The 19,536-nt window shown below is 63.7% G+C and carries 17 protein-coding genes; 4 read left to right on the top strand and 13 right to left on the bottom strand.

Features of this window, described 5'->3' with window-relative positions; genetic code table 11:
* Nucleotides 1–51: 51 nt before the first annotated feature.
* The 12 genes from zapD to WDO72_06735 all read right to left on the bottom strand — a co-directional run bounded on the left by zapD (nt 52) and on the right by WDO72_06735 (nt 14,977).
* Nucleotides 52–858, bottom strand: a complete 807-nt coding sequence (gene zapD / locus WDO72_06790; protein ID MEJ0085368.1) for a cell division protein ZapD — start codon at nt 856–858, stop codon at nt 52–54.
* 68 nt (nt 859–926) lie between these two features.
* Entirely contained in the window at nt 927–1,535 is a 609-nt protein-coding gene (gene coaE / locus WDO72_06785; GenBank protein ID MEJ0085367.1) for a dephospho-CoA kinase, read from the bottom strand.
* A 21-nt stretch (nt 1,536–1,556) separates the two neighbouring features.
* Nucleotides 1,557–2,381, bottom strand: a complete 825-nt coding sequence (locus WDO72_06780; GenBank protein ID MEJ0085366.1) for an A24 family peptidase — start codon at nt 2,379–2,381, stop codon at nt 1,557–1,559.
* A gap of 147 nt (nt 2,382–2,528) precedes the next feature.
* A complete protein-coding gene (locus WDO72_06775; protein MEJ0085365.1) occupies nt 2,529–3,767 on the bottom strand; it encodes a type II secretion system F family protein in 1,239 nt (412 codons plus the stop codon).
* A 13-nt stretch (nt 3,768–3,780) separates the two neighbouring features.
* Entirely contained in the window at nt 3,781–5,529 is a 1,749-nt protein-coding gene (gene pilB, locus WDO72_06770) for a type IV-A pilus assembly ATPase PilB (GenBank protein MEJ0085364.1), read from the bottom strand.
* A gap of 204 nt (nt 5,530–5,733) precedes the next feature.
* Nucleotides 5,734–6,210: a pilin gene (locus tag WDO72_06765; GenBank protein MEJ0085363.1), complete on the bottom strand. Its 477-nt coding sequence runs from the start codon at nt 6,208–6,210 to the stop codon at nt 5,734–5,736.
* Between the two features lie 213 nt (nt 6,211–6,423).
* Nucleotides 6,424–7,995 (bottom strand): NAD(P)/FAD-dependent oxidoreductase, encoded by a 1,572-nt coding sequence (locus WDO72_06760; protein ID MEJ0085362.1) that lies wholly within the window; start codon nt 7,993–7,995, stop codon nt 6,424–6,426.
* 4 nt (nt 7,996–7,999) lie between these two features.
* Nucleotides 8,000–9,895 carry a hypothetical protein gene (locus tag WDO72_06755; protein ID MEJ0085361.1) on the bottom strand — a complete coding sequence of 632 codons (1,896 nt, stop codon included), beginning with the start codon at nt 9,893–9,895 and terminating at the stop codon, nt 8,000–8,002.
* Nucleotides 9,895–10,326, bottom strand: coding sequence for a GtrA family protein (locus tag WDO72_06750; GenBank protein ID MEJ0085360.1), 432 nt, complete (start codon nt 10,324–10,326; stop codon nt 9,895–9,897). Before WDO72_06750 ends, WDO72_06755 begins: the two co-directional genes overlap by 1 nt.
* Nucleotides 10,323–12,191 carry a hypothetical protein gene (locus tag WDO72_06745; protein MEJ0085359.1) on the bottom strand — a complete coding sequence of 623 codons (1,869 nt, stop codon included), beginning with the start codon at nt 12,189–12,191 and terminating at the stop codon, nt 10,323–10,325. Before WDO72_06745 ends, WDO72_06750 begins: the two co-directional genes overlap by 4 nt.
* A 13-nt stretch (nt 12,192–12,204) precedes the next feature.
* The gene (locus tag WDO72_06740; GenBank protein MEJ0085358.1) at nt 12,205–13,974 is read right to left on the bottom strand and encodes a hypothetical protein; all 1,770 of its coding nucleotides are present in this window, start codon (nt 13,972–13,974) and stop codon (nt 12,205–12,207) included.
* A 31-nt stretch (nt 13,975–14,005) separates the two neighbouring features.
* Nucleotides 14,006–14,977 (bottom strand): glycosyltransferase, encoded by a 972-nt coding sequence (locus WDO72_06735; protein ID MEJ0085357.1) that lies wholly within the window; start codon nt 14,975–14,977, stop codon nt 14,006–14,008.
* A gap of 185 nt (nt 14,978–15,162) precedes the next feature.
* Between WDO72_06735 and WDO72_06730 the strand changes: the two genes are divergently transcribed.
* Genes WDO72_06730 through WDO72_06715 form a run of 4 tightly spaced genes read left to right on the top strand, consistent with a single transcriptional unit; the run spans nt 15,163 to nt 18,108 of the window.
* Nucleotides 15,163–15,873 (top strand): class I SAM-dependent methyltransferase, encoded by a 711-nt coding sequence (locus WDO72_06730; protein ID MEJ0085356.1) that lies wholly within the window; start codon nt 15,163–15,165, stop codon nt 15,871–15,873.
* Between the two features lie 35 nt (nt 15,874–15,908).
* The gene (locus tag WDO72_06725; GenBank protein MEJ0085355.1) at nt 15,909–17,051 is read left to right on the top strand and encodes a glycosyltransferase family 4 protein; all 1,143 of its coding nucleotides are present in this window, start codon (nt 15,909–15,911) and stop codon (nt 17,049–17,051) included.
* Nucleotides 17,048–17,704 (top strand): class I SAM-dependent methyltransferase, encoded by a 657-nt coding sequence (locus WDO72_06720; protein MEJ0085354.1) that lies wholly within the window; start codon nt 17,048–17,050, stop codon nt 17,702–17,704. The genes WDO72_06725 and WDO72_06720 overlap by 4 nt, the downstream gene beginning before the upstream one ends.
* Nucleotides 17,701–18,108 carry a GtrA family protein gene (locus WDO72_06715; protein MEJ0085353.1) on the top strand — a complete coding sequence of 136 codons (408 nt, stop codon included), beginning with the start codon at nt 17,701–17,703 and terminating at the stop codon, nt 18,106–18,108. Before WDO72_06720 ends, WDO72_06715 begins: the two co-directional genes overlap by 4 nt.
* Before the next feature lie 30 nt (nt 18,109–18,138).
* On the opposite strand, the gene WDO72_06710 is transcribed toward WDO72_06715, so the two are convergent.
* Nucleotides 18,139–19,533 (bottom strand): sigma-54 dependent transcriptional regulator, encoded by a 1,395-nt coding sequence (locus tag WDO72_06710; GenBank protein ID MEJ0085352.1) that lies wholly within the window; start codon nt 19,531–19,533, stop codon nt 18,139–18,141.
* Between the last annotated feature and the right edge of the window lie 3 nt (nt 19,534–19,536).

Raw genomic sequence — 19,536 nt, 5'->3', positions numbered from 1 at the left:
CGGACGGCGTCGATTCGACGCCGTTTTCCTATGTGGGGCGTGAGCCCCTGACTAAGTACAGCAGGTCAGCGTGAACGGCACGTCGTCCGGCGTCTGCACCGGCCGCGTCTGCAACCCATTCCACGCCAGCAGCCGGACGCTGCAACGGTAGTGAGACCCGCTCGTCTCCGGATACAACCCCGAATCCGCCGGCAGCGCGATACGCACCAACTGGATAGGCGTGTCCCGCTCGAAGGTGATGTGATAAACCCCGGCACGCGCGATCTCCTGCCGTGGCTTGCCATGCTGCCGCGTGATCCACAACAGTTCGGCGATGGCATCACACAGCGGCCGCAACGTGGCTAACCAATCGTTGAACGAGCGCGCCCGCGCATCGGTCGCCTGGTTCAACCAGAAGAAGAAGTCCGGCAGGTCGAACTCGCAGGTGCCGCCCGGGATCGCGCTGCGATGTTTGATCGCGGAAAGGAATTCCGAATCCTTCAGCCCCGCGAGGTAGTTGGAGCCGCAGGCAACAAGGTCTGCCCGCAGGCGCAGCAGATTGCTCATCACGGTCCGCAGGCGCGCGGAGTCGACCCCCGGCTTGCTCTGGAACACGTTGAGCTGCGCGAGATGGCGCTCGAGCTCCTTCTGCACGTCCGCGCGTACGTCGCCGCGCGCGGCAATGGCGAGGATGTCGAGCAGGCTGCCCATGGCGGCGCGGCTGCCCCACTGGCTCTGCATCTCGTTGTGATACAGCGCCTGGTTATAGAGAAAATCGAGGCGCAGGAACGTGCGCATGCGCTCGTTGAGCGGCTGCTCGAATACGAGCGGCGCGGCCTGCGGGGCCGGCGGATGCTGTGGTTGGGCCTCTTCGGACATCGCCGTATTCTGCGCGTGCCCGCCCTCTGGCGTAAACCGCGCAGATTCTTCTCTATCTTCGTCCGCATTCATGTCGCGACCTTATCCGATTGCGCACGGCTTGCGGCGACGTATTGCCGATGAAGCCTCTCCACCTGATCGCGCAGGGCGGCGACATCGCCGTTGTTGCTGACGACGTCGTCGGCCACGGCAAGCCGTTCCGCGCGTGTCGCCTGCGCGGCGAGCATGCGCTCGGCCTCCGCCCGCGGGGTCCCGTCGCGCGCCTGCAGCCGGGCAAGCTGCAATTCAGGTTCGCAGTCCACGACCAGCACCCGATCGAAGCGCTGCGCGCCGCCCGTCTCGACCAGCAGTGGAATCGCGACCATGACGTAGCTGCCCTTTCGTGCCTTGCTGCGTCCGTCCGTCAGCTCGCGGATGGCCGGATGGGTCAATTCCTCAAGCCAGCGACGCTCGGCAGGACTCGAAAAAATGCGCGCGCGCAACGCGCGTCGGTCGAGGCTGCCATCCGCGGCGCACACCGCGGCGCCGAAGTGCTCGACGATCTTCGCCAGCAGCGTCGTTCCTGGGGCCACGACTTCGCGTGCCAGCATGTCGGTGTCAACGAGAGTCGCTCCGAGCGCGGCGAAAAGATTGGCGACGGTGGTCTTGCCGCAGGCGATCCCGCCGGTGAGCCCCACTCTGAAGCCGTGCGACATCGTTCAGGCGTGCGGCGTGAACAGCGCGAGATAGCGCGACACGACGGCATGGCCCGCGATCAGCGCCAGCCAGCCGGCGATCGCCAGAAACGGACCGAACGCGAGCTGCGTGTCCTTGCCCTTGCGCTGGCGGATCATGACGAACACACCGAATATCGCACCGACGCCCGACGCGAACACGATGATGGGCAGCAACATCTGCCAGCCCAGCCAGGCGCCGAGCGCGGCGAACAGCTTGAAGTCCCCATAACCCATGCCCTCCTTGCCGGTGAGCAGCTTGAACGCCCAGTACACGCTCCACAGGCTCAGGTACCCGGCGACCGCGCCGATGATGCTCTCGCGCGGCCCCACCGGATCGCCTCCCGGCGCCCAGACCGGGTGCCACAGACTCACGATCAACCCCAGCCACAAAAGTGGATAGGTGAGCTGGTCCGGGAGGTACTGCGTGTCGAAATCGATCATCGTGAGCGCGATCAGCAGCCAGGTGAATGCCAGGGCCGCGAGCGCCAGCCCGCTGAAACCGAAGTGCCAGGCAATGAACCCGGACAGCAGGCCGGTAGCTAGCTCGACGGCGGGATAACGCGCGCTGATGGGTGTCTTGCAATTCGCGCACTTGCCGCGCAGCGCCAGCCAGCTCACTACCGGAATGTTTTGCAGCGCGGTGATCGGCGCCTTGCACGAGGGGCAGGCAGAGCGAGGCGTGATGATGTTGAACACGGGCGGTGCCACGGCCTCACTGCCGGCGAACGCCGCACATTCCGCGCGCAACTCGCGATCCATCATGATGGGAACACGATAGATCACGACGTTCAGGAAACTGCCGACCATCAGTCCCAGCGCGACGCAGCAGCCGATAAACAGCGCCGGGGTCGCCGCAAGTGTGTCGAAGAACTCCATAGGCCCTGTATCTCTCTCTCTGAAAAAGAAACGCCGCGGGTTGAGCGCGGCGTTTCGGGTCCGACAGCGTCGAGTGGCTTACACCACGGCGCCCAGTTTGAAGATAGGCAGGTACATCGCGATGACCAGACCGCCGACCAGCACGCCGAGGATTGCCATGATCAACGGCTCGAGCAACGAGGACATGCTGTCGACTGCGTTGTCCACTTCCGCTTCGTAGAACGTTGCGACCTTGCCGGACATCGCATCGAGCGCGCCCGCTTCTTCACCGACCGCGATCATCTGGATGACCATGTTCGGGAACAGGCCGGTGTTTTCCATGGCGCGTTGCAGACGCTGACCGGTGGCGACTTCATCGCGCATCTTGAGTACGGCGTTCTCGAACACAATGTTGCCGGTGGCACCGGCGACGGATTCGAGCGCTTCGACCAGCGGCACGCCGGCGGCGAACATCGTCGACAACGTGCGCGCGAAACGCGCGACGGACGATTTGTACATGATGGGCCCGATGATCGGGAACTTGAGCAGTGCGCGGTCGAGGAACTCGCGCATGGCCTTGGAACGTTTCTTGAAATAGAAAAACGTCCAGAAGATGCCGGCGACGACCATCGCTACGAAGACGCCGTTGTCCTGCAGCCCACGCGACAAGTCGATGACGAATTGGGTAAACGCGGGCAAATCCGCGCCGAAACCCTTGAACAGCGATTCGAACTGCGGAATCACGAAGATGAGTAGGATCACGGTGACTACGACCGCGACGACCATGACCGCCGCAGGATAGAACAAGGCTTTCTTCACCTTCTTCTTCAGCGCTTCGGTCTTTTCCTTGTAGGTCGCGATTTTGTCGAGCAGCGTTTCAAGCGCGCCGGCCTGTTCGCCCGCTTCCACGAGGTTGACGAAAAGATCGTCGAAATGCAGCGGATGTTTGGCCAGCGCTTCGTGCAGCGAAGTGCCGCCTTCGACGTCGGCCTTGATATCGAGGATCAGTTTCTGCATCGCGGGCTTGTCGTTGCCGTTGCCCACGATCTCGAAGGCCTGCACCAGCGGAATGCCTGCGGCGAGCATGGTCGCGAGCTGGCGGCTGAAAACGGCGATGTCCTCGGCCTTTACCTTGCCGCCGCTCTTGAAGGCCTGCGACTGTTTCTTGATCTTGCTGACCGCGATGCCCTGACGGCGCAGGTCGGCACGCAGCGCAGTTTCGTCAGGGGCGAGGCTCTTGCCCGTGATGCGGTTGCCTTTCTTGTCCATGCCGGCCCATGAGAAAGGAACGTCGCGCTTGACGCCTCGGGCGGATTGAGTTGCTGCTGCAGTTGCCATGGATTACAGGTCCTTATTCGAGCGTGACGCTGTTTACTTCTTCGAGACTGGTCAAGCCCTGCCTGACTTTCTCCAATCCCGCGCGGCGTAGATCCCACACGCCTTCCTTCGCCGCCTGGTCGGCGATGTCGATTGCATTGCCGCCTTCCATGATGATGCGTCCGAGCGCTTCGGTTACTGGCATGACCTGGTAGATGCCGCAGCGGCCCTTATAACCGTCGCTGCAGGCCGAGCAACCTTTGGCGCCATAAATCTTGATGCCGGCTTTGACGTCGGCTTCCTGGAAACCTTCTTTGAGCAGCGCTTCGGCGGGCACATCGACGATGACTTTGCACTGCGAGCACAACTTGCGCGCGAGGCGCTGCGCGATGATCAGGCTGACTGACGTCGCGATTGCATAGGGCTTCACGCCCATGTCGACCAGACGCGTGAGGGTTTGCGGCGCGTCGTTGGTGTGCAGCGTGGACAGCACCAAGTGGCCGGTCTGTGCGGCCTTGATGGCGATCTCCGCCGTCTCGAGGTCGCGGATTTCGCCGACCATGACGACGTCCGGATCCTGGCGCAGGAACGCGCGCAGCGCGCTCGCGAAGGTGAGGCCCACCTTGTTGTTGACGTTGACCTGGTTGACGCCGGGCAGATTGATTTCCGCCGGGTCTTCCGCGGTCGAGATGTTCGTGTCTTCGCGGTTGAGGATGTTGAGGCCGGTGTACAGCGACACGGTCTTGCCCGAACCCGTGGGCCCGGTGACGAGGATCATGCCCTGCGGCTTCGCCAGGTTCTTGAGATAGATCTCGCGCTGGAACGGCTCGTAACCCAGCGCGTCGATGCCGAGCATCGCGGACGACGGGTCGAGAATACGGCAGACGATCTTCTCGCCGAACAAGGTGGGGCAGGAGCTCACGCGGAAGTCGATCGCGCGAGTCTTCGAAAGCTTCATCTTGATGCGGCCGTCCTGCGGCACGCGGCGCTCGGCGATGTCGAGGCGCGACATGACCTTCAGGCGCGCGGAGAGCTTCATCGCGAGCTGCACCGGCGGCTGGGCCACTTCCTTCAGCACGCCGTCGATGCGCAGACGGATGCGGTACATCTTCTCGTACGGCTCGAAGTGGATGTCGGAGGCGCCGCGGCGGATGGCATCTAACAACAATTTGTTGACGAAGCGCACGATGGGCGCGTCTTCGATGTCGTCGCGCGATACCCCGGCGCCTTCGGCCTCGTCGTCGCCGCCGGTAACATCGAGGTTTTCAAGATCGAAGCCGGTCTCGTCGTCGACGAGATTGGGCATGGCGGTGTCGGCCTGCTCGACCGCCTTGTCGATGGCCTTCTGCAGTTTGTCGTCTTCGACGACCACCGCCTCGATGCCCATGCCAGTCTGAAACTTGATCTCGTCGATCGCATGCAGATTGGTCGGGTCCGCGACTGCGAGGAACAAGCGCTTGCCGCGACGATATAAGGGCAGGCAGCGATGCTTCTGGACTAGTTTGTCCTGAACCAACTTGACGATGTCGAGATCGACGCTGTGTGAGTCGAGGTCGTACAACGGCACGCCGAATTCGGCAGAGGCGGCGATGGCGATGTCGCGCGCTTTCGCGGCTCCAGCGGAGATGAGCTGCGTGACGAAACTGGATTTGCGGTCCTTGGCGGACTGCAGCGCACTCAGCATGGCCGCCTCTTCGACGACGCCGTCCTGCACGAGCCTCTGCGGCAAGCCACCGAGACCCGAGCGATTGCCGCCGAGCGCTAGAGATGCGTTGTCATTCATGCGGTTACGTGCAAGCGAAGAATCCCGCTGGGGTCCGTAGTCTACTCAAGGACCCGAGGCAGGCAATTGTTAAATCTGCCGTCAATAGTCGCATAGGCAGCACCGAACACGCGTGACCGGGCTCCCAAAAGAAGAAGCCCCTCGGGAGAGGGGCTTCGACCTTCGGCAAATGCTTGCCGAATCAACAGCTGAATCGACTCCCGCTTACAAGCGGCAGGTCGAGGGCAGGTACTTCGCGGTAACCGAGGTGTTGTTGGCACCAGCGGCCGGCGTCGGGGAACCCACTTCAGTTTTGTAACCGCAGTTCCAGATCACGTCGCCGTTCGGGCTGGTGGTCGGGCGCAGGGCCAGGAGCGGATTCGCCGTCAGGTTCGCGTTCGCATTGACACCACCGTAGGTGATGTTGATGGTGCCGTCGTCAACTTCGACGCTCGCCACATACTTGCCCGACTTGACGGCAGTGAGGCCGAGGGCCGAATTGTCCGCCGGCCAGCTGCCCGTCTGAGCGAACTGCTCGGCAACGGCGGCCTTGAGGTCGGCAGCCAGGTTCAGGCCTTCCGTCACCTGGGCGCGGATCGTGTAATCCTGATAAGCCGGGATGGCGATCGCGGCGAGAATGCCGATGATGGCCACCACGATCATCAGTTCGATGAGGGTGAAACCCTTTTGAACAGACTTCATGTAATAAATCTCCAATTGCGTGGTGTAGAGGAATGAGTCAGCGGCATTGCTGCCTGCTGTGCGGACATTGCAATCGATATGCCAGAAATTTTCTGCCGACCAATCGACTGATTTGGAACGGGTTTGTCGCCGAACGGCGAAGTCCCCTTAACTTAGCTTCGTCATTAGCTGACGACACCCGGTCCGATTCGCGTCACAAACTGACGCAAATTGTCAGCTCCTGCCATCGCGGGCTTCGTGATATTCGTCTTCCGCGTTCACCGCCCAGATGGCTTTCTTGCTCGCGCCTTGCGCGATGGATTCCACGGCCGCCTTGGCCGCGAGCATCGAATGATCCTGGTTGTTGTAGCGATGCATGCCGTTCCGGCCGATGGGGAACACGTTGTCCCATTCGTCGAGAAAACTGCGCACCGCGCCGATCCCGCGGTACTCGCCGAAGTACGCCGGATAGGCCTTGGGTACGCGTACCACGGTGCCGTCGAGCACGTCGGCGAGATCGATGAGTCCGATCTTCGCGAGCTCGCGCGCGGCGAAGTCGAGGAATTCAGGATCGCGCATCGACCAGAGCGCATCGCCTTCACTACAGAAGTATTCGAGGCCTAACCACACGGTATTCGCGTCGGCGACGAGGTGTGGACTCCAATTGTTGAATATCTGCAGTCGGCCGAGCTTGACGTCGGGTTCCTGCACATAGATCCAGTTGTCCGGTGGCAGATTCGCGGCCGCGGCGCCTTTGCCGGTCGGACGCATCTTGCGCACCAGCAGGCCCACCGTCATGAAGTCGCGATACGGCAGCGCGCTCGCCACGCGCGCGATTTCCACATCCGCGGGTTTCAGCATTGCGGTCAGATCCTTGACGGGCATCGTCGAAAAAAAATAATCGCAGGGCAGGCGCGTCACACCGCCGCCGGTTTCGTCGCGCACACTCACGGCGCTGACACGATTGCGTTCGGTATGCAGTTCGACCACGCGATGCTGCAGGCGCAGTTCGCCGCCTTTCGTCTGCATACGCTTCGCCGCGACTTCCCACATCTGGCCCGGCCCGAACTTCGGGTAGAGAAAACGTTCGATGAGGCTGGTCTCGACTTTCTTCTGGCGCGTGTCGCCCAGCGCGCGGAAGGGCTTGAGCAGCGCGTGGCCGATCGCCTTGCTGATCGATAGTCCCTTGATGCGCTGCGCACCCCACTCGGCCGAGATCTCGCTACAAGGGACGCCCCATACCTTCTCGGTGTAGTCCTTGAAGAAGGTGCGATACAGACGGTCGCCGAAGCGATTGATCAGAAAGTCTTCGAGCGAGACTTCGTTCCGGCGCGGGAACAGCCGTGCGTTCATGTAGCTCAGGCCGACGGCGCTCATGTAGCCGAAGCCGAGATTCGTCACCGTCGCGAGGTTTACTTTCAGTGGATAGTCGAAGAACTTGCGGCGATAGTAGATGCGCGACAGGCGCGAGCGCACCAGCATCACTTCGTCGGCCTCCGCATTCCCGGCGGCGCCCGCGGTGAACGGCCGGCTCTGGCCTTGATAGGTGAGCGCGAGGTCGGTGGTGTCTTCGCCCGCGGCGACCGGCAGCAGGCTCTGCCACCAGTTCATCACCCAGTCGGATTTCGAGAAGAAGCGGTGACCGCCCAGATCCATGCGGTTGCCGCGGTAGTTGATGGTTTTCGAGATGCCACCCACCTGGGTGTCGAGTTCGATCACGACAGGCTTGACGTCGGTGTGGGCGAGCAATTCGTGTGCGGCGGTGAGGCCGGCGGGGCCTGCCCCGGCGATGATGGCTGTCTTCATGCGTTTAGTTGGCTACTCGAGTAGGTATGGAGTCGCACCGATACAGTCGCAGCTTGCGATAACTCGCCGGCAGGCCAGCCGGCGCCTCGGCCAGCCCCGGACCTTCGAACACGGCGCGGGTTACAAGGAATATTCCCGCCAGCGAGCGACAGGCGTCGGCGAGCGTGCGCGCGGCTTCGCCGCCCGCACTGCGCTTCTCGCCGATGAACGTCAGCGCCTGCGTCGACGAACTGCCTTTCATGAAGGGGATGAGCTGCCGTTCCCGCGCCATGAACTCCAGCGCTGCCGCGCGTGAGAATACGCCGGACGAGCTTTGCCGGATCGAGAAATACGACGGACGCTCGAGCAGCAGCCAGGCGGACTCCGGCGAATCGATCCACACCACCTCGCTGCGTGGCGGGATCAACGCGCGCCAGGACGCGAATGCGGTATAGATGCCCGCATCGAAATCCCGTCGCGTCCAGCTGGCGAAGTTCACGGGCGCTAGTGCGGCGCAGGCGCCTAGCAGCACGAGCGCGGCTGCTGCATTCGCGCCGCGCCGCGCCGGGCTTTGCGCCAGGGCGAACAGGCCGATGAGAAGGAGAGCGGGCAGGAGGCCGCCGACGAACAGCCAATGCACCTGGTCGAACAGCGCCGGCGCCGAGGTTTGCTCGTACGCATTCGCCACTGTCAGGCAGCGTCCGGCCAGCGCGGTGCACGCCGTGACTCCAAACAACAACGTGGCGCCGACCAGCAACCAGCGCTGGTACCTGAGGGCGCCTTGATTCCGGAGGGCGAGGACGGCGACAAATGCGGCGACCAAGGCGATCGTCGGAGCGAACGGCTCGTCACGCGCGATCCATAAGGCAGCCAGCGCGAACAGCGCCGCGCGGCCCAAAGGCCCGCGGCGCCACAGCTCAACCCCGATCGCGGGCAGCACCAGTAGCGCCACCAGCGTCGCGGGCCAGAGCCAGCGATATCCCTGTCCTTGAACGACGAGCGCGATGCGCAGCCAGTCGGCGCCGATCACCATGATCGCCATTCCCAACGCCGCTGTGAACAGGACTGCGACGCAAAGCTGGCGCGCGGTCGCGTCCGCGAGCACGCGCGCGCCTAACAACAGGGTGAGCAATGCGGGGCAGGCATGCAGCCAGTCGACGAGGCGCCAGCGGCCTGCGAACAGGTAGCGCGCGTAATCGTCGAGGAACTGATCCCACGGGGCATCGACGCGCAACGCGTCGATTGCAGGCAGTGAACCCAACAATGCCAGCAGGATGAGACCAGCGCCCGCGGCCGCCGGCAGATACCAGCGCCGCCCGGGGGGCAGCCCGAAGAACGCGACGATGGCGAACGCCGGCGCTGCCATCAGCGGATGCATCGAGGCGCTCGCGACCAAGAGCGCCGCCGCGAGCAGCCGGCGACCTGAGATCATGGCCAGCACCGCGCCGAGCGCCAGTGCTGCGGCGGGCATGCGCGGCGTGACGAAGGGCTCGAGCAAATTGAACACGCCATACGGGCCGTAGTCGTTCGGCAGTGCGATCAGGAATGCGAGGCCCAACAACGCCAGCGGCTTCGGGACGAGCCGCCAGACAAGCAGGAGTGCGGCAAATTCGAGCGCGAGAGTGGCGATGAACGTGATCCATGCTGCGGCGGTTTCGAGGCCGAGCCAGCCCGTCAGCAGTGAATAGACGGACGAGAACAACGTGAAGCGATCCTGGGAGCCGAAACGTAGGAACAGATCGCCCGCGTACAACTCGGGCTTGAGATGCGCCATGGCCTGAATGGAGTACAACACCGCGTCGTGATACAGCCCCCGATAGTTAGTGGCGAGGAGCCACAGGCCTGCCAGCGCGAGCCACGGCAGCGCGCGCGCAATCCTTGTCTCTCCCAGTCGGGAGACTGCCGGCGCTGCTCCGTCCATCAGGTGGCGTCCCCGGGCTTGCCAGCCGCAGACGCGCGCGGCGAGAACAGCACAAACTTGCGCAGCAGATAATTCACGCCAAACGTGACGCTGGCGGCCGCGAGTTTTCCTGCCAGGATCGATGCGCCGGCGCGTCCGACCATGAGCGCCATGATGGCAGTATTGACGGCGAGGCTGGCCGCGCCGAGCGCGACGAACATCGCGGCTTCCAAACTGCGCAGACGCACGCGGTGATATCGGAATACGAACCGCACAGACAGGAAGTACGCGACGACGCCACCCGCGATAAAGGAACAGGTGGCAGATACGAGGTAATGAATGCCCCAGACTTTCGTGAGCAGTGTCAGCAATCCGAGGTCGACGATCAGTGCGACGCCCGAGATCAACCCGTAGCGCACGATCTCGGCTCTCAGCAATGACGAGAGGTTCATGGAACGGCAGCGGTGTTCGCAATGCCGGCGCAGGAGTAGAGCTTCCAGTCGCGTAGTTCCGGGGGCAGCGAATCGGCCGCGATCGCAAGCGGCGCTGTCTCGAGCGCGTCACGCGTGACGACGAAGGGGGCCGTAGTTGCGTGGCAGATCGTTTGCAACGCCACCGCTTTGCGCGACTCGTCGCTGGCGAACCGTGGCTGCGAGCCGGAGGTGTCCGCGCCGTCCGAAAACGACTTGAGCTCGATCAGCCGGTCGCGCAACACCATGGCGGCGTCGCGCGAGAACAGCGCGCTTGCGCCCTGCAAGTTCGACACGTAGTTGGGCCGCTGCAGCACCAGCCAGGCGGCCATCGGATTCTGGTACCACAGCACCTCGGTGCCTTGTGGTATTCGGTCGCGCCAGGCCGCGAACGCGCTCACGTTGGCGGCGGACCAGGGCGTTCGATTCCATTGCGGCAGCGCCGTGCATGCGATGACGGCCGCGAACGCGAAGGATCCGGCCGCAGCGATCGCGAGCAGTTTCGGCGTTGCACGCGCGACGGCCAAGCCGACGGCAATCAACACGAGCGCAGGAATGACGCCGGTGCCGCTGACGGCGCGAATACTGCGCAGCCACCCCGGCACAGCGTCCTGGTTGATGATCGCGCGCGCCACGATGACACTCGATGTGAGGTTGATGACTGCCGCGAGCGCGAGCACCGCGCACATCCCCCACAAGACGACGCGCAAAACCGGCAGCTCCTGTTTGATCCACGGCGTCACCAGCACGAGGGTCGCCGCGAGCAGTGCGGAAGACAGCGCAAATCGTTCATCGGCCATGAGGAAGGCAGCCAGCAGCGCGACCAGCGCAATGCGCGCGATCATGCCGCCGCGCCACAACGCGATTGCGACCATGGGCGACACGAGCAGCGCGATCGCGCCCGCGAGCCAGGCGATGCGCCAAGTCTGTAACTGCGTCATGAGCACCAGACGCATGAAGTCCGAGCCGACGATACTGAGTGCAATTCCGAGCGCAAGCGCGATCAGCGCGGCGCGACTCACTTCGCGCACACGACCCGCGGAAACCCATTGCATGGCCGCGTACAGGACGGTCGCGATCACGATGACCCGCGCCCAATCGAGCTTGCGCCATTCGAGCGGGAACAAATAAGGCAGGCCGCTGTGAATCAGTGACCACCAGTCCTCGTCGAAGCGCAGCTGCGTGCCGCGCAGCGCGAGCAACGTGAATACGGCTAACAACCCGACGCCCGCCGTGGCGAGCAACACCGTCCGTTGCCGCTTGGAGAATACCTCGAGGAACACGCCCATGCCGAGGCCGGTCAGCGCCATGATCGGGTGCATCAAGCCCCCTGCGAGGATCGCCGCGGCCGCGAGCTTGAAGCGCCGGTCGAGCGCCGCGGTGAGCGCGAGTAACACGAAGGCCTCGGCCAGCAAGCGCGGCGTCACGAAGTCTTCCATCACGAAGAAGACCTTGCGAGCGCCGTACGTGAACGGGATGACGCAGACCAATCCGACGCCGAGCCAGACGAGGTGCGCCGGCAGCACGCGCCGCGCGAGCAGCACCAGGGCTGCGGCGAACGCGGTATGGAATAGGAAGGTGAGCACCGCCGCCGCGGCGCCGACGCCCAGCGTGCGAATCATCGCAGCGTAGAGCGGGCCGAAAAACGTGAAGTGCTCCTGCGAGCCGAAGCGCAGGAAGATATCGTTGGCGAGATCGGCGGGAAACACCCGCGCCAGTGCCTGGATGGTGTAGAGCTGCGCGTCGTGGAAGATGCCGGGATACGGATGCTGGAGCGCCCAGAGTCCGAAGATCAGCGCCGCGAGTGCGACGAATCGCAGGATCGCGGTTTGGTTCATGCCGCTCATCGAACGAATGCGCTCATGGCGATGAAGCCCCGGGTAGCTTGCGCTGGGACGGCAATGGAGTTGCCGCCGACCACACCTCGCCGTGGTCTTCGCGGTAGACAAGGTGGTAGTTCGGGAAGTGCCGCTGGATCGCGGCGGCATTCGCTTCCTCGCCGAGATCCATCATGCGCACGACGTCCTTTCGCAGGAACGGATCGTTCTGCACGAGATCGTAGGGATAGAACCCCACACCTGCGACGACGATTACGCGCGGCTCGGTGCCGGCATATTGCGGCAGCTGACCCACGTGGCCGTCGATGAACTCACGGATCTGCACGGCGCGCAGTCCGACCGCGGCGAACAGGCTGAGGACCGCGCATGCGATGACGTACGTACGCGTGTCCGCATCCGCCGCGGCGGGGGGCTCTGAGGCGAGAGCCTCCCTGGGTGGAGGTGTATTCGAGGGTGCGAAGAGGAAGCCGGTCGCGAGCAATGGCAGTACCAGCCAGGCCGAATGAAAGTAGCGGAAACCCCAGCCGTGTCCCTGGTCCGCCACGAAAAACAGATAGCCGGTGAAGGTCAAAAGCGCGCTCGCAGTCAGCGTGACGAAGCGCGCGTCATGCCGGACGCGCGCCGCGCCGGCGAACGCCAGCAACAACACGCAGGGCGCGGCCCACAAAAAAAGTTTGGTGAGTCCGACGAGGCGCGCGTACCAAAGCCGTGGAGTAGGCCAGGCAAAAGCCGACATGAGGCCGTCAAGGCCGTTGGCAGCGTCGGTGGGCGCGACACCTCCGAGCTTGAGCGTGCTCGAGTGCAGGAACCAGCCGATCCCCAGCACGATGCACAGCGGTAGATAGCCCGCGCACAACATGGCGATCTTGCCGACTGGCTTCGCCTGCAACGCGAGCCACACGAACCACGGCAGCGAAAACAGGAGGTGCGGTACCGGATTGTGCAGCGTGAACGCGATCGAACCCACCACGCCGGCCAGGAAGAGCCGGCGCGCGGCCGGCTCCATCAGCAGCAACGCGAACAGCGCGTTCGCCAGCATGTGCGCGGTCATGGAGTAGTACGAGATGCCGTCGGCAAAGATCACCGGCGAGGCGAGCGTGAGCAGCGTGACCATCCCCGCCGCCTGGACGCCGCCGAACAGCCGCAGTGCGAGCCGGTTGAGCACGACGACGGTGAGGCCCGTGAGCACGGGATTGCAGGCCCACGGAATGCCGAGCAGCGTGAACGGCGTGAGCAGGAGCGAGAATGACGGCCAGTAGCTGGAGGAGACCTCGCCGGTCGCTTTCGAAGCGTTGAGAAAGAAGTTCTGGAAGCTTTCGGGAATGAGAAAGTTCAGCAGGTCCAGAGGGAACTTCCCGGAAATATGGCCCGCCGCGAACACCTGGCTCTGGAAAGTCGCGGCATATTCGTCCATCGACAATGGCTGGTTGCGATAGACGACCAGCGCGCCGAGCGAGAGCAGCGTCGCGACGGCGCAGCCGATGGCGACCGGGTGATCGCCCAGCCAGTGCAGCAATCGATCGAGCCCTGCCCAATGGGGGACGAACAAGGCTATCAGCAAGATGCCAAGCGCGAGCATGGCGGCGCCATAGTCGTAGAACGTGAACAGCACGAAGAAGATAGGCGCGAGACCGCCCGGGTCGCCGCTCAGCCGCAATTGCTGGATCCAGATGACACAGGCGGCGGTCACCAGCGCGCCAACGATCATCAGTGCACGTACCGCCGCGGAACGACCCACGGGCAGGCGGGCAAACAATCCGCTCGTCACAACTCCGGTTGGCGTGTCAGTCATTGGATGATTCGCGGGCGAATGACGCGCGCGCTCAGAAATTGTGCTCGGCGTGGAACAGCGGGATATCGAGGTATCGCAATCGCCGCAGCTCGCGCCGGGCATTGGTGATCGAATCGAGGATCACGCCCGCCGTGCAGCTCAGCGATCCGATGATCATGAGGCCCATCGCGAGGATGGCGGTGGGCAGACGCGGGACCATCCCGGTTTCGAGGTATGTGACCAGCACGGGGTAGCCGAACACCAGCGCCGTGGCGAAAAACAGCAGGCCGATCAGCCCGAAGAACTTGAGCGGCCGCTCTTCCTTCACCACGTGAACGATCGCGGCGCCGATGCGCAGGCCGTCCCGCACGGTGTGCAGTTTGCTGGCCGAGCCCTGCTCGCGATTGCCGTAGCGCGTCGGAAAATCCGTGATCGGCATGCGCAGTTCCAATGCATGCACGGTCAGCTCCGTCTCGATTTCGAATCCAAAAGCGAGTGCCGGAAACGACTTGACGAAGCGCCGTGAAAAAGCGCGATAGCCTGACAACATGTCCGCGCAACGGTCGCCGAAGATGTTGGCGACCATACCGGTCAGCGCGCGATTGCCGAATTTGTGGCCCATGCGATAAGCGCCGGCGGATTCCGCTATGCGAACGCCGGTCACCATGTCGAGCTCATCCTGCAGCAGCCGTTCAGCGAGCAACGGCGCGGCGCTCGCATCGTAGGTGCCGTCGCCGTCGATCAGCAGATAGACGTCGGCCTCGACGTCGGCAAACATGCGCCGGACGACGTTGCCCTTGCCCTGCAAAGGCTCGCGGCGAACAATCGCTCCGGCTTTCCGCGCGACCTCGGCCGTCCCGTCCGTCGAGTTGTTGTCGTAGACGTAAATGGCCGCTTGTGGCAGCGCATTGCGCAAATCCCCGACCACACGGGCTATGGCCACTGCTTCATTGAAACAGGGGACCAGCACGGCAATGTCGGGCTTGCGGCGCACATCCCGCGGCGTAGGTTCGAGCGAATGCATCGTGCACATTATGTCGCACACGCGGTAGTCTGAAGCGTGACCTCGCGCACGGTCGCATCGATGCCGGGGCGAAGCGTGACTCAACGCACGCCCGCCGGCCCGACACGCGAATTGGTGCCGCGATCACGATTCTGCCGACAGCCTCGTATTACGCTCGCCACCTACATTCTGGAAGATCGAAGCCCATGACGAGTGCCGATCAGCGCTATTCCGACGGTGCGTACCTCGCCGCCAATCCGAGCTGGGGCGAGGAAGACAGTGTCTGGAAGGCCGAGCGGATCCATGCGCTGTGGCGACGTTCGGGCTGGCCGGTCCCGGCGACCCTGGCGGAAATTGGCTGTGGGGCGGGACTCATCCTCGCGACGCTCGCACGGGAATTCCCGGCGACCGTCGCCTACTCGGGCTTCGACATCGCTTCCGCCGCCATCGAAATGGCGCGCAAACGGGGCGGTCCGCACCTTTCGTACTACTGCGAGGACCTGACGAAGTCCGACCGCCGGTTTGACGCCCTGTTGTGTATCGATGTGTTCGAGCACGTCGAGAATCCGTTCGAGTTCCTGCGCACGATCCGCCGCCTCGCGCCGGTCGTGATCTTCAATATTCCCCTCGAGATGCACGTCGCCGGCGTACTCATCAATCACCAGCAGTGGACTCGCCGCCAGTACGGACACCTGCACTTCTACACCGCCGCTGTCGCGTTCGAAACGCTGAAGGAGTGCGGGTATTCGGTCATTGCGCATGACTACGTCAGTCGTCTCATGGATCAGCCGCGCAGCGCGAGCGAGTACGTCTTCTGGCTGCCGCGCAAGATCCTGTCGCTGGTGAACAAGGAGCTATCCGCACGCATCCTGGGTGGCACGTCCCTGCTGGTCATGGCACGGACCCACGGGGCGTGAGCGCGGATCAGCGCCACGCGTCTGACGAAGAGCGGATGCCGACTGCGCTCCTCGTGGCCCATCACTATCCACCGCACGTCGGCGGGCTCGAGCTGGTCGTCGAGCGGCAGGCACAGAGCCTGGCCGAGAATGGCTATCGCGTGGTCGTCCTGACTTCCCGGTCCGGATCGGCTGCGCGCGCGGATGAGCCTCGCGCGGGAATCGAATTGATCCGGCTGTCGTGCGCGCACTTCTTCGAAAAGCGCTTCTTCATACCGTTCCCACTGTTTTCCCCGCGTCTCGTTCCCGCGGCCTGGAAGCAGCTGAAACGGGCGGACGTCGTGCACATCCACGATGTGTTCTATATGAGCTCCTGGATTGTCGCGGCATTGGCTTTCATCGCGCGCAAACCTTTCTTGCTGACCCAGCACGTCGCGCTGGTGGATCATCCCAGCCGCTTCGTGATGTGGGTGCAACGACTTGTGTACGCGACGGTCGGCCGATGGATCTTCGCGCATGCGCGCAGCATCGTGGCCTACAACGAAAACGTGCGCGCCTTCCTGCGTTCCCGGCGCGTGCCGGAGGAGCGCGTGCTCGTGCTCGCCAATGGCATCGATACCGCGCTGTTTCGTCCGGCGAGTGCCAATGAGCGCCGCGACATTCGCGGCCGATGTGAGCTGCCGCAGGATCGGCCGCTGGTCCTGTTCGTCGGCAGGCTGGTGGAGAAGAAGGGCTATCAGATCTTGCTCGACGCCAAGAGCGCCGCCTTCGATCTCGTGTTCGTCGGGCCTGGCGATGTTCCGGCTGCGGGACGTGTGCCGGGTGTGCACTGGCTGGGCGCCCTGAATCAAGCCCAGACAGCCGAGATCTATCGGGCGTGCGATGTCTTCGCATTCCCCGCGATCGGCGAGATATTCACGCTGGCGATGCAGGAAGCAATGGCGAGTGGACTGCCCGTGGTGACGACCGACGATCCGGCGTACGCCGGCAGCATCGTGTCGGGTCAGGTCGTGCTCGCCGAGCGGCGCGCGGACGCGTTCCGGCGGGCGATTCAGGACTTGCTGGCCGACCCGGGCGCGTTGCGCGCCATTGGCACGCGCGGCCGCGAGCTGGCGGCCCGGCATTTCGACTGGCACGCGAATTTCGGGCGGATGTTGACTATCTACTCCGGGACAAGGATGAGGGAGAGCGTGGCGTGAAATTCTGGTTCGAAGGGGATGGGCTTGCGGCGATGGCGCTCGAAGGCGCGGTACGAGCGTTTGCAAGGCGCCGCGAACTTGCTGGCCGCAGCGTGCTCGATCTTGGCTGCGGAACGATGCCCTACCGGTCCATCTTCATCGCGCGCGGCGCGCAGTACATCGGAGCGGACATCGATGGAAAGCCCGATCTGCTGATCGGCTCGGACGGTGCGGTGCCCCTCGCGGACGAAAGCGTCGATGTCGTCGTGTCGTTCCAGGTGCTCGAACACGTACGCGACGTGCCTGCGTATCTGGCGGCGATCAAGCGTGTGCTAAAAAAGGACGGGTACCTGTTCCTCTCGACGCACGGCGTGTGGCCCTATCACCCGCATCCGACCGACTACTGGCGCTGGACGCGCGATGGCCTGCGCGTGCAGCTCGAAGAGGCCGGGTTCGAAATACACCGCATGACCGCGCTGTGCGGCCCGGCCGCGTGGATTCCGATGTTTCCGATGCTCGTCGGCATCAAGCTGCTCGGGCCGCTGTGGTTCCTGCTGGCGCCACTCAACCTGTGCGTGAATCTGCTCGCGTGGACCGCGGATCGCCTAACGCCCGCGGGACTGCGCGATACGAACGCCGCGATCTTCGCGGTCGAGCTCACGAGAAAACCTTGATATCCCGGCAGCGCATCGACGAGCTCACCCGGTATGTCGTGACCGGGGGGCTGTGCGTGCTGCTCAACGTGGGCATTGCGTACGCGCTCACCGAATACCTGGGGATCCACTATCTACTGTCGCTAGCCTTGTGCTCGATCATCGTGACGGTGGTCGGCTTCGTGCTCAACAAGTCGTGGACGTTCCGCACGCATGGCTCGGCGGCGCTGCCGGAATTCCTCCGTTATTCGCTTGTGACGGGCATGAACATCATCATCGGCATGTGCTTCTGCGCGCTGCTGGTGGAAAGGCTGCACGTTCCCTATCTCTATGCGATCGCGATCGTCGGGGTCGTGTTTGCGCCGCTCACGTATCTCGTGCATCGTGCGTGGACGTTCGGATTGTCCTGGCTCTACGGGAAATGACGCACTGAATGTTTGCGCGAACCCGGGCGGCTACTCGATCCCCAGCTTCTTGATCCGGTAACGCAGCGCGCGAAATGTCATGCCGAGCGCCTTGGCCGCCGCCGTCTTGTTGTAGCGCGTCTGCTCCAGAGCCTTGATGATCGCGGCGCGCTCGACATCTTCGAGCTGCTCGCCGAGCGGGTGACGGCCGGACGTTTCCTTCTCGCCAGGTTTGCTTGCACCGGCGGCACGCTGCGCGATGGCTTCGGGCGAGGCACCGGCGGAGTTGGGACGCGGCACCGCACGCAATTGCAGATCACCGACGTCGATCCGGCCCTGGTTGCAGAGCGCGAGCGCGCGCTCCAGCACGTTTTCCAGCTCGCGCACGTTACCGGGAAACGAGAATTCCTCCAGCAATTTGAGCGCCGCCGGCGTGAGCGCCGGCGACTCGACGCCGAGCCGGCGCGACAGTCGGTGCAGGATGGCATCGGCGAGATCGGGAATGTCCTCGGCGCGCTCCCGCAGCGGTGGGACTCGCAGTTCGATGACATTGATGCGGTAGAAGAGATCCTCGCGAAATTTCGACTGTGCGACCAGATCACCCAAGTTCTTGTGGGTCGCGGACAGGATGCGCACATCGATTGCGGATTCGCGCTGCTCGCCGATCGGCCGGATCGACTTTTCCTGGATGACACGCAGGAGCTTCACCTGCATGTGCAGCGGCAGGTCGGCCACCTCGTCGAGAAACAGAGTCCCGCCCTCCGCGAATTGAAACAGTCCAGTCTTGTCGGTTACGGCGCCTGTAAAGCTGCCGCGCTTGTGGCCGAAGAATTCGCTCTCCATGAGCTCCGAGGGGATCGCGCCGCAGTTCACCGGGACGAACGGTTCCTCCGCGCGCGGACCCGAGGCGTGAATCATGCGCGCCACCAATTCCTTGCCGGTGCCCGATTCGCCGAAGATGTGCACCGGCGCCTGGCTGCGCGCGACGCGCAGGATCATCTCGCGCAGTCGATGCATTCCGGGCGCGCTGCCGATCAGCTGCGTGCCGGTGCGCGTCGATGCGCCGATGTCGCCGCGCTGCGAAAGTTTGAGCGCGGTCGAAACGATGCGGCGCAGAACGCCGAGATCCAGCGGCTTGGAAACGAAATCGAAAGCACCGAGCTTGAGGGCACGCACGGCTGATTCGACGTTGCCGTGCGCAGTAATGACCGCGCACGGCACACCGGGACAATTTGCCGACATCCACTCGAGCAGGTCGAGCCCGTCTCCGTCGGGCAATCGCATGTCGGTGAGACACAGGTCGAAATGATGAGCCTTGAGGAGTTTTTTGGCGCCGGTGACGTCGCCGGCGGACTGCGTGGCAAGCTGCATGCGCGACAGTGTCAACGCCACCAGCTCCACCAGATCCGGCTCATCGTCGACTACCAAAACCATGGGCGCTGCCATGCG

This window comes from Pseudomonadota bacterium (assembly GCA_037200975.1).
In the GTDB taxonomy this organism is placed as follows: domain Bacteria; phylum Pseudomonadota; class Gammaproteobacteria; order Steroidobacterales; family Steroidobacteraceae; genus CADEED01.
This window is presented reverse-complemented; position numbering and strand designations above follow the sequence as displayed.

Bases quoted from the DNA above. Each gene is read 5' to 3' on its own strand.
- zapD (MEJ0085368.1), bottom strand. From the start codon at position 858: ATGTCCGAAGAGGCCCAACCACAGCATCCGCCGGCCCCGCAGGCCGCG.
- WDO72_06780 (MEJ0085366.1), bottom strand. From the start codon at position 2,381: ATGGTCGGCAGTTTCCTGAACGTCGTGATCTATCGTGTTCCCATCATG.
- WDO72_06775 (MEJ0085365.1), bottom strand. From the start codon at position 3,767: ATGGCAACTGCAGCAGCAACTCAATCCGCCCGAGGCGTCAAGCGCGAC.
- pilB (MEJ0085364.1), bottom strand. From the start codon at position 5,529: ATGAATGACAACGCATCTCTAGCGCTCGGCGGCAATCGCTCGGGTCTC.
- WDO72_06765 (MEJ0085363.1), bottom strand. From the start codon at position 6,210: ATGAAGTCTGTTCAAAAGGGTTTCACCCTCATCGAACTGATGATCGTG.
- WDO72_06760 (MEJ0085362.1), bottom strand. From the start codon at position 7,995: ATGAAGACAGCCATCATCGCCGGGGCAGGCCCCGCCGGCCTCACCGCC.
- WDO72_06755 (MEJ0085361.1), bottom strand. From the start codon at position 9,895: ATGGACGGAGCAGCGCCGGCAGTCTCCCGACTGGGAGAGACAAGGATT.
- WDO72_06750 (MEJ0085360.1), bottom strand. From the start codon at position 10,326: ATGAACCTCTCGTCATTGCTGAGAGCCGAGATCGTGCGCTACGGGTTG.
- WDO72_06745 (MEJ0085359.1), bottom strand. From the start codon at position 12,191: ATGAGCGGCATGAACCAAACCGCGATCCTGCGATTCGTCGCACTCGCG.
- WDO72_06740 (MEJ0085358.1), bottom strand. From the start codon at position 13,974: ATGACTGACACGCCAACCGGAGTTGTGACGAGCGGATTGTTTGCCCGC.
- WDO72_06735 (MEJ0085357.1), bottom strand. From the start codon at position 14,977: ATGCATTCGCTCGAACCTACGCCGCGGGATGTGCGCCGCAAGCCCGAC.
- WDO72_06730 (MEJ0085356.1), top strand. From the start codon at position 15,163: ATGACGAGTGCCGATCAGCGCTATTCCGACGGTGCGTACCTCGCCGCC.
- WDO72_06725 (MEJ0085355.1), top strand. From the start codon at position 15,909: ATGCCGACTGCGCTCCTCGTGGCCCATCACTATCCACCGCACGTCGGC.
- WDO72_06710 (MEJ0085352.1), bottom strand. From the start codon at position 19,533: ATGGCAGCGCCCATGGTTTTGGTAGTCGACGATGAGCCGGATCTGGTG.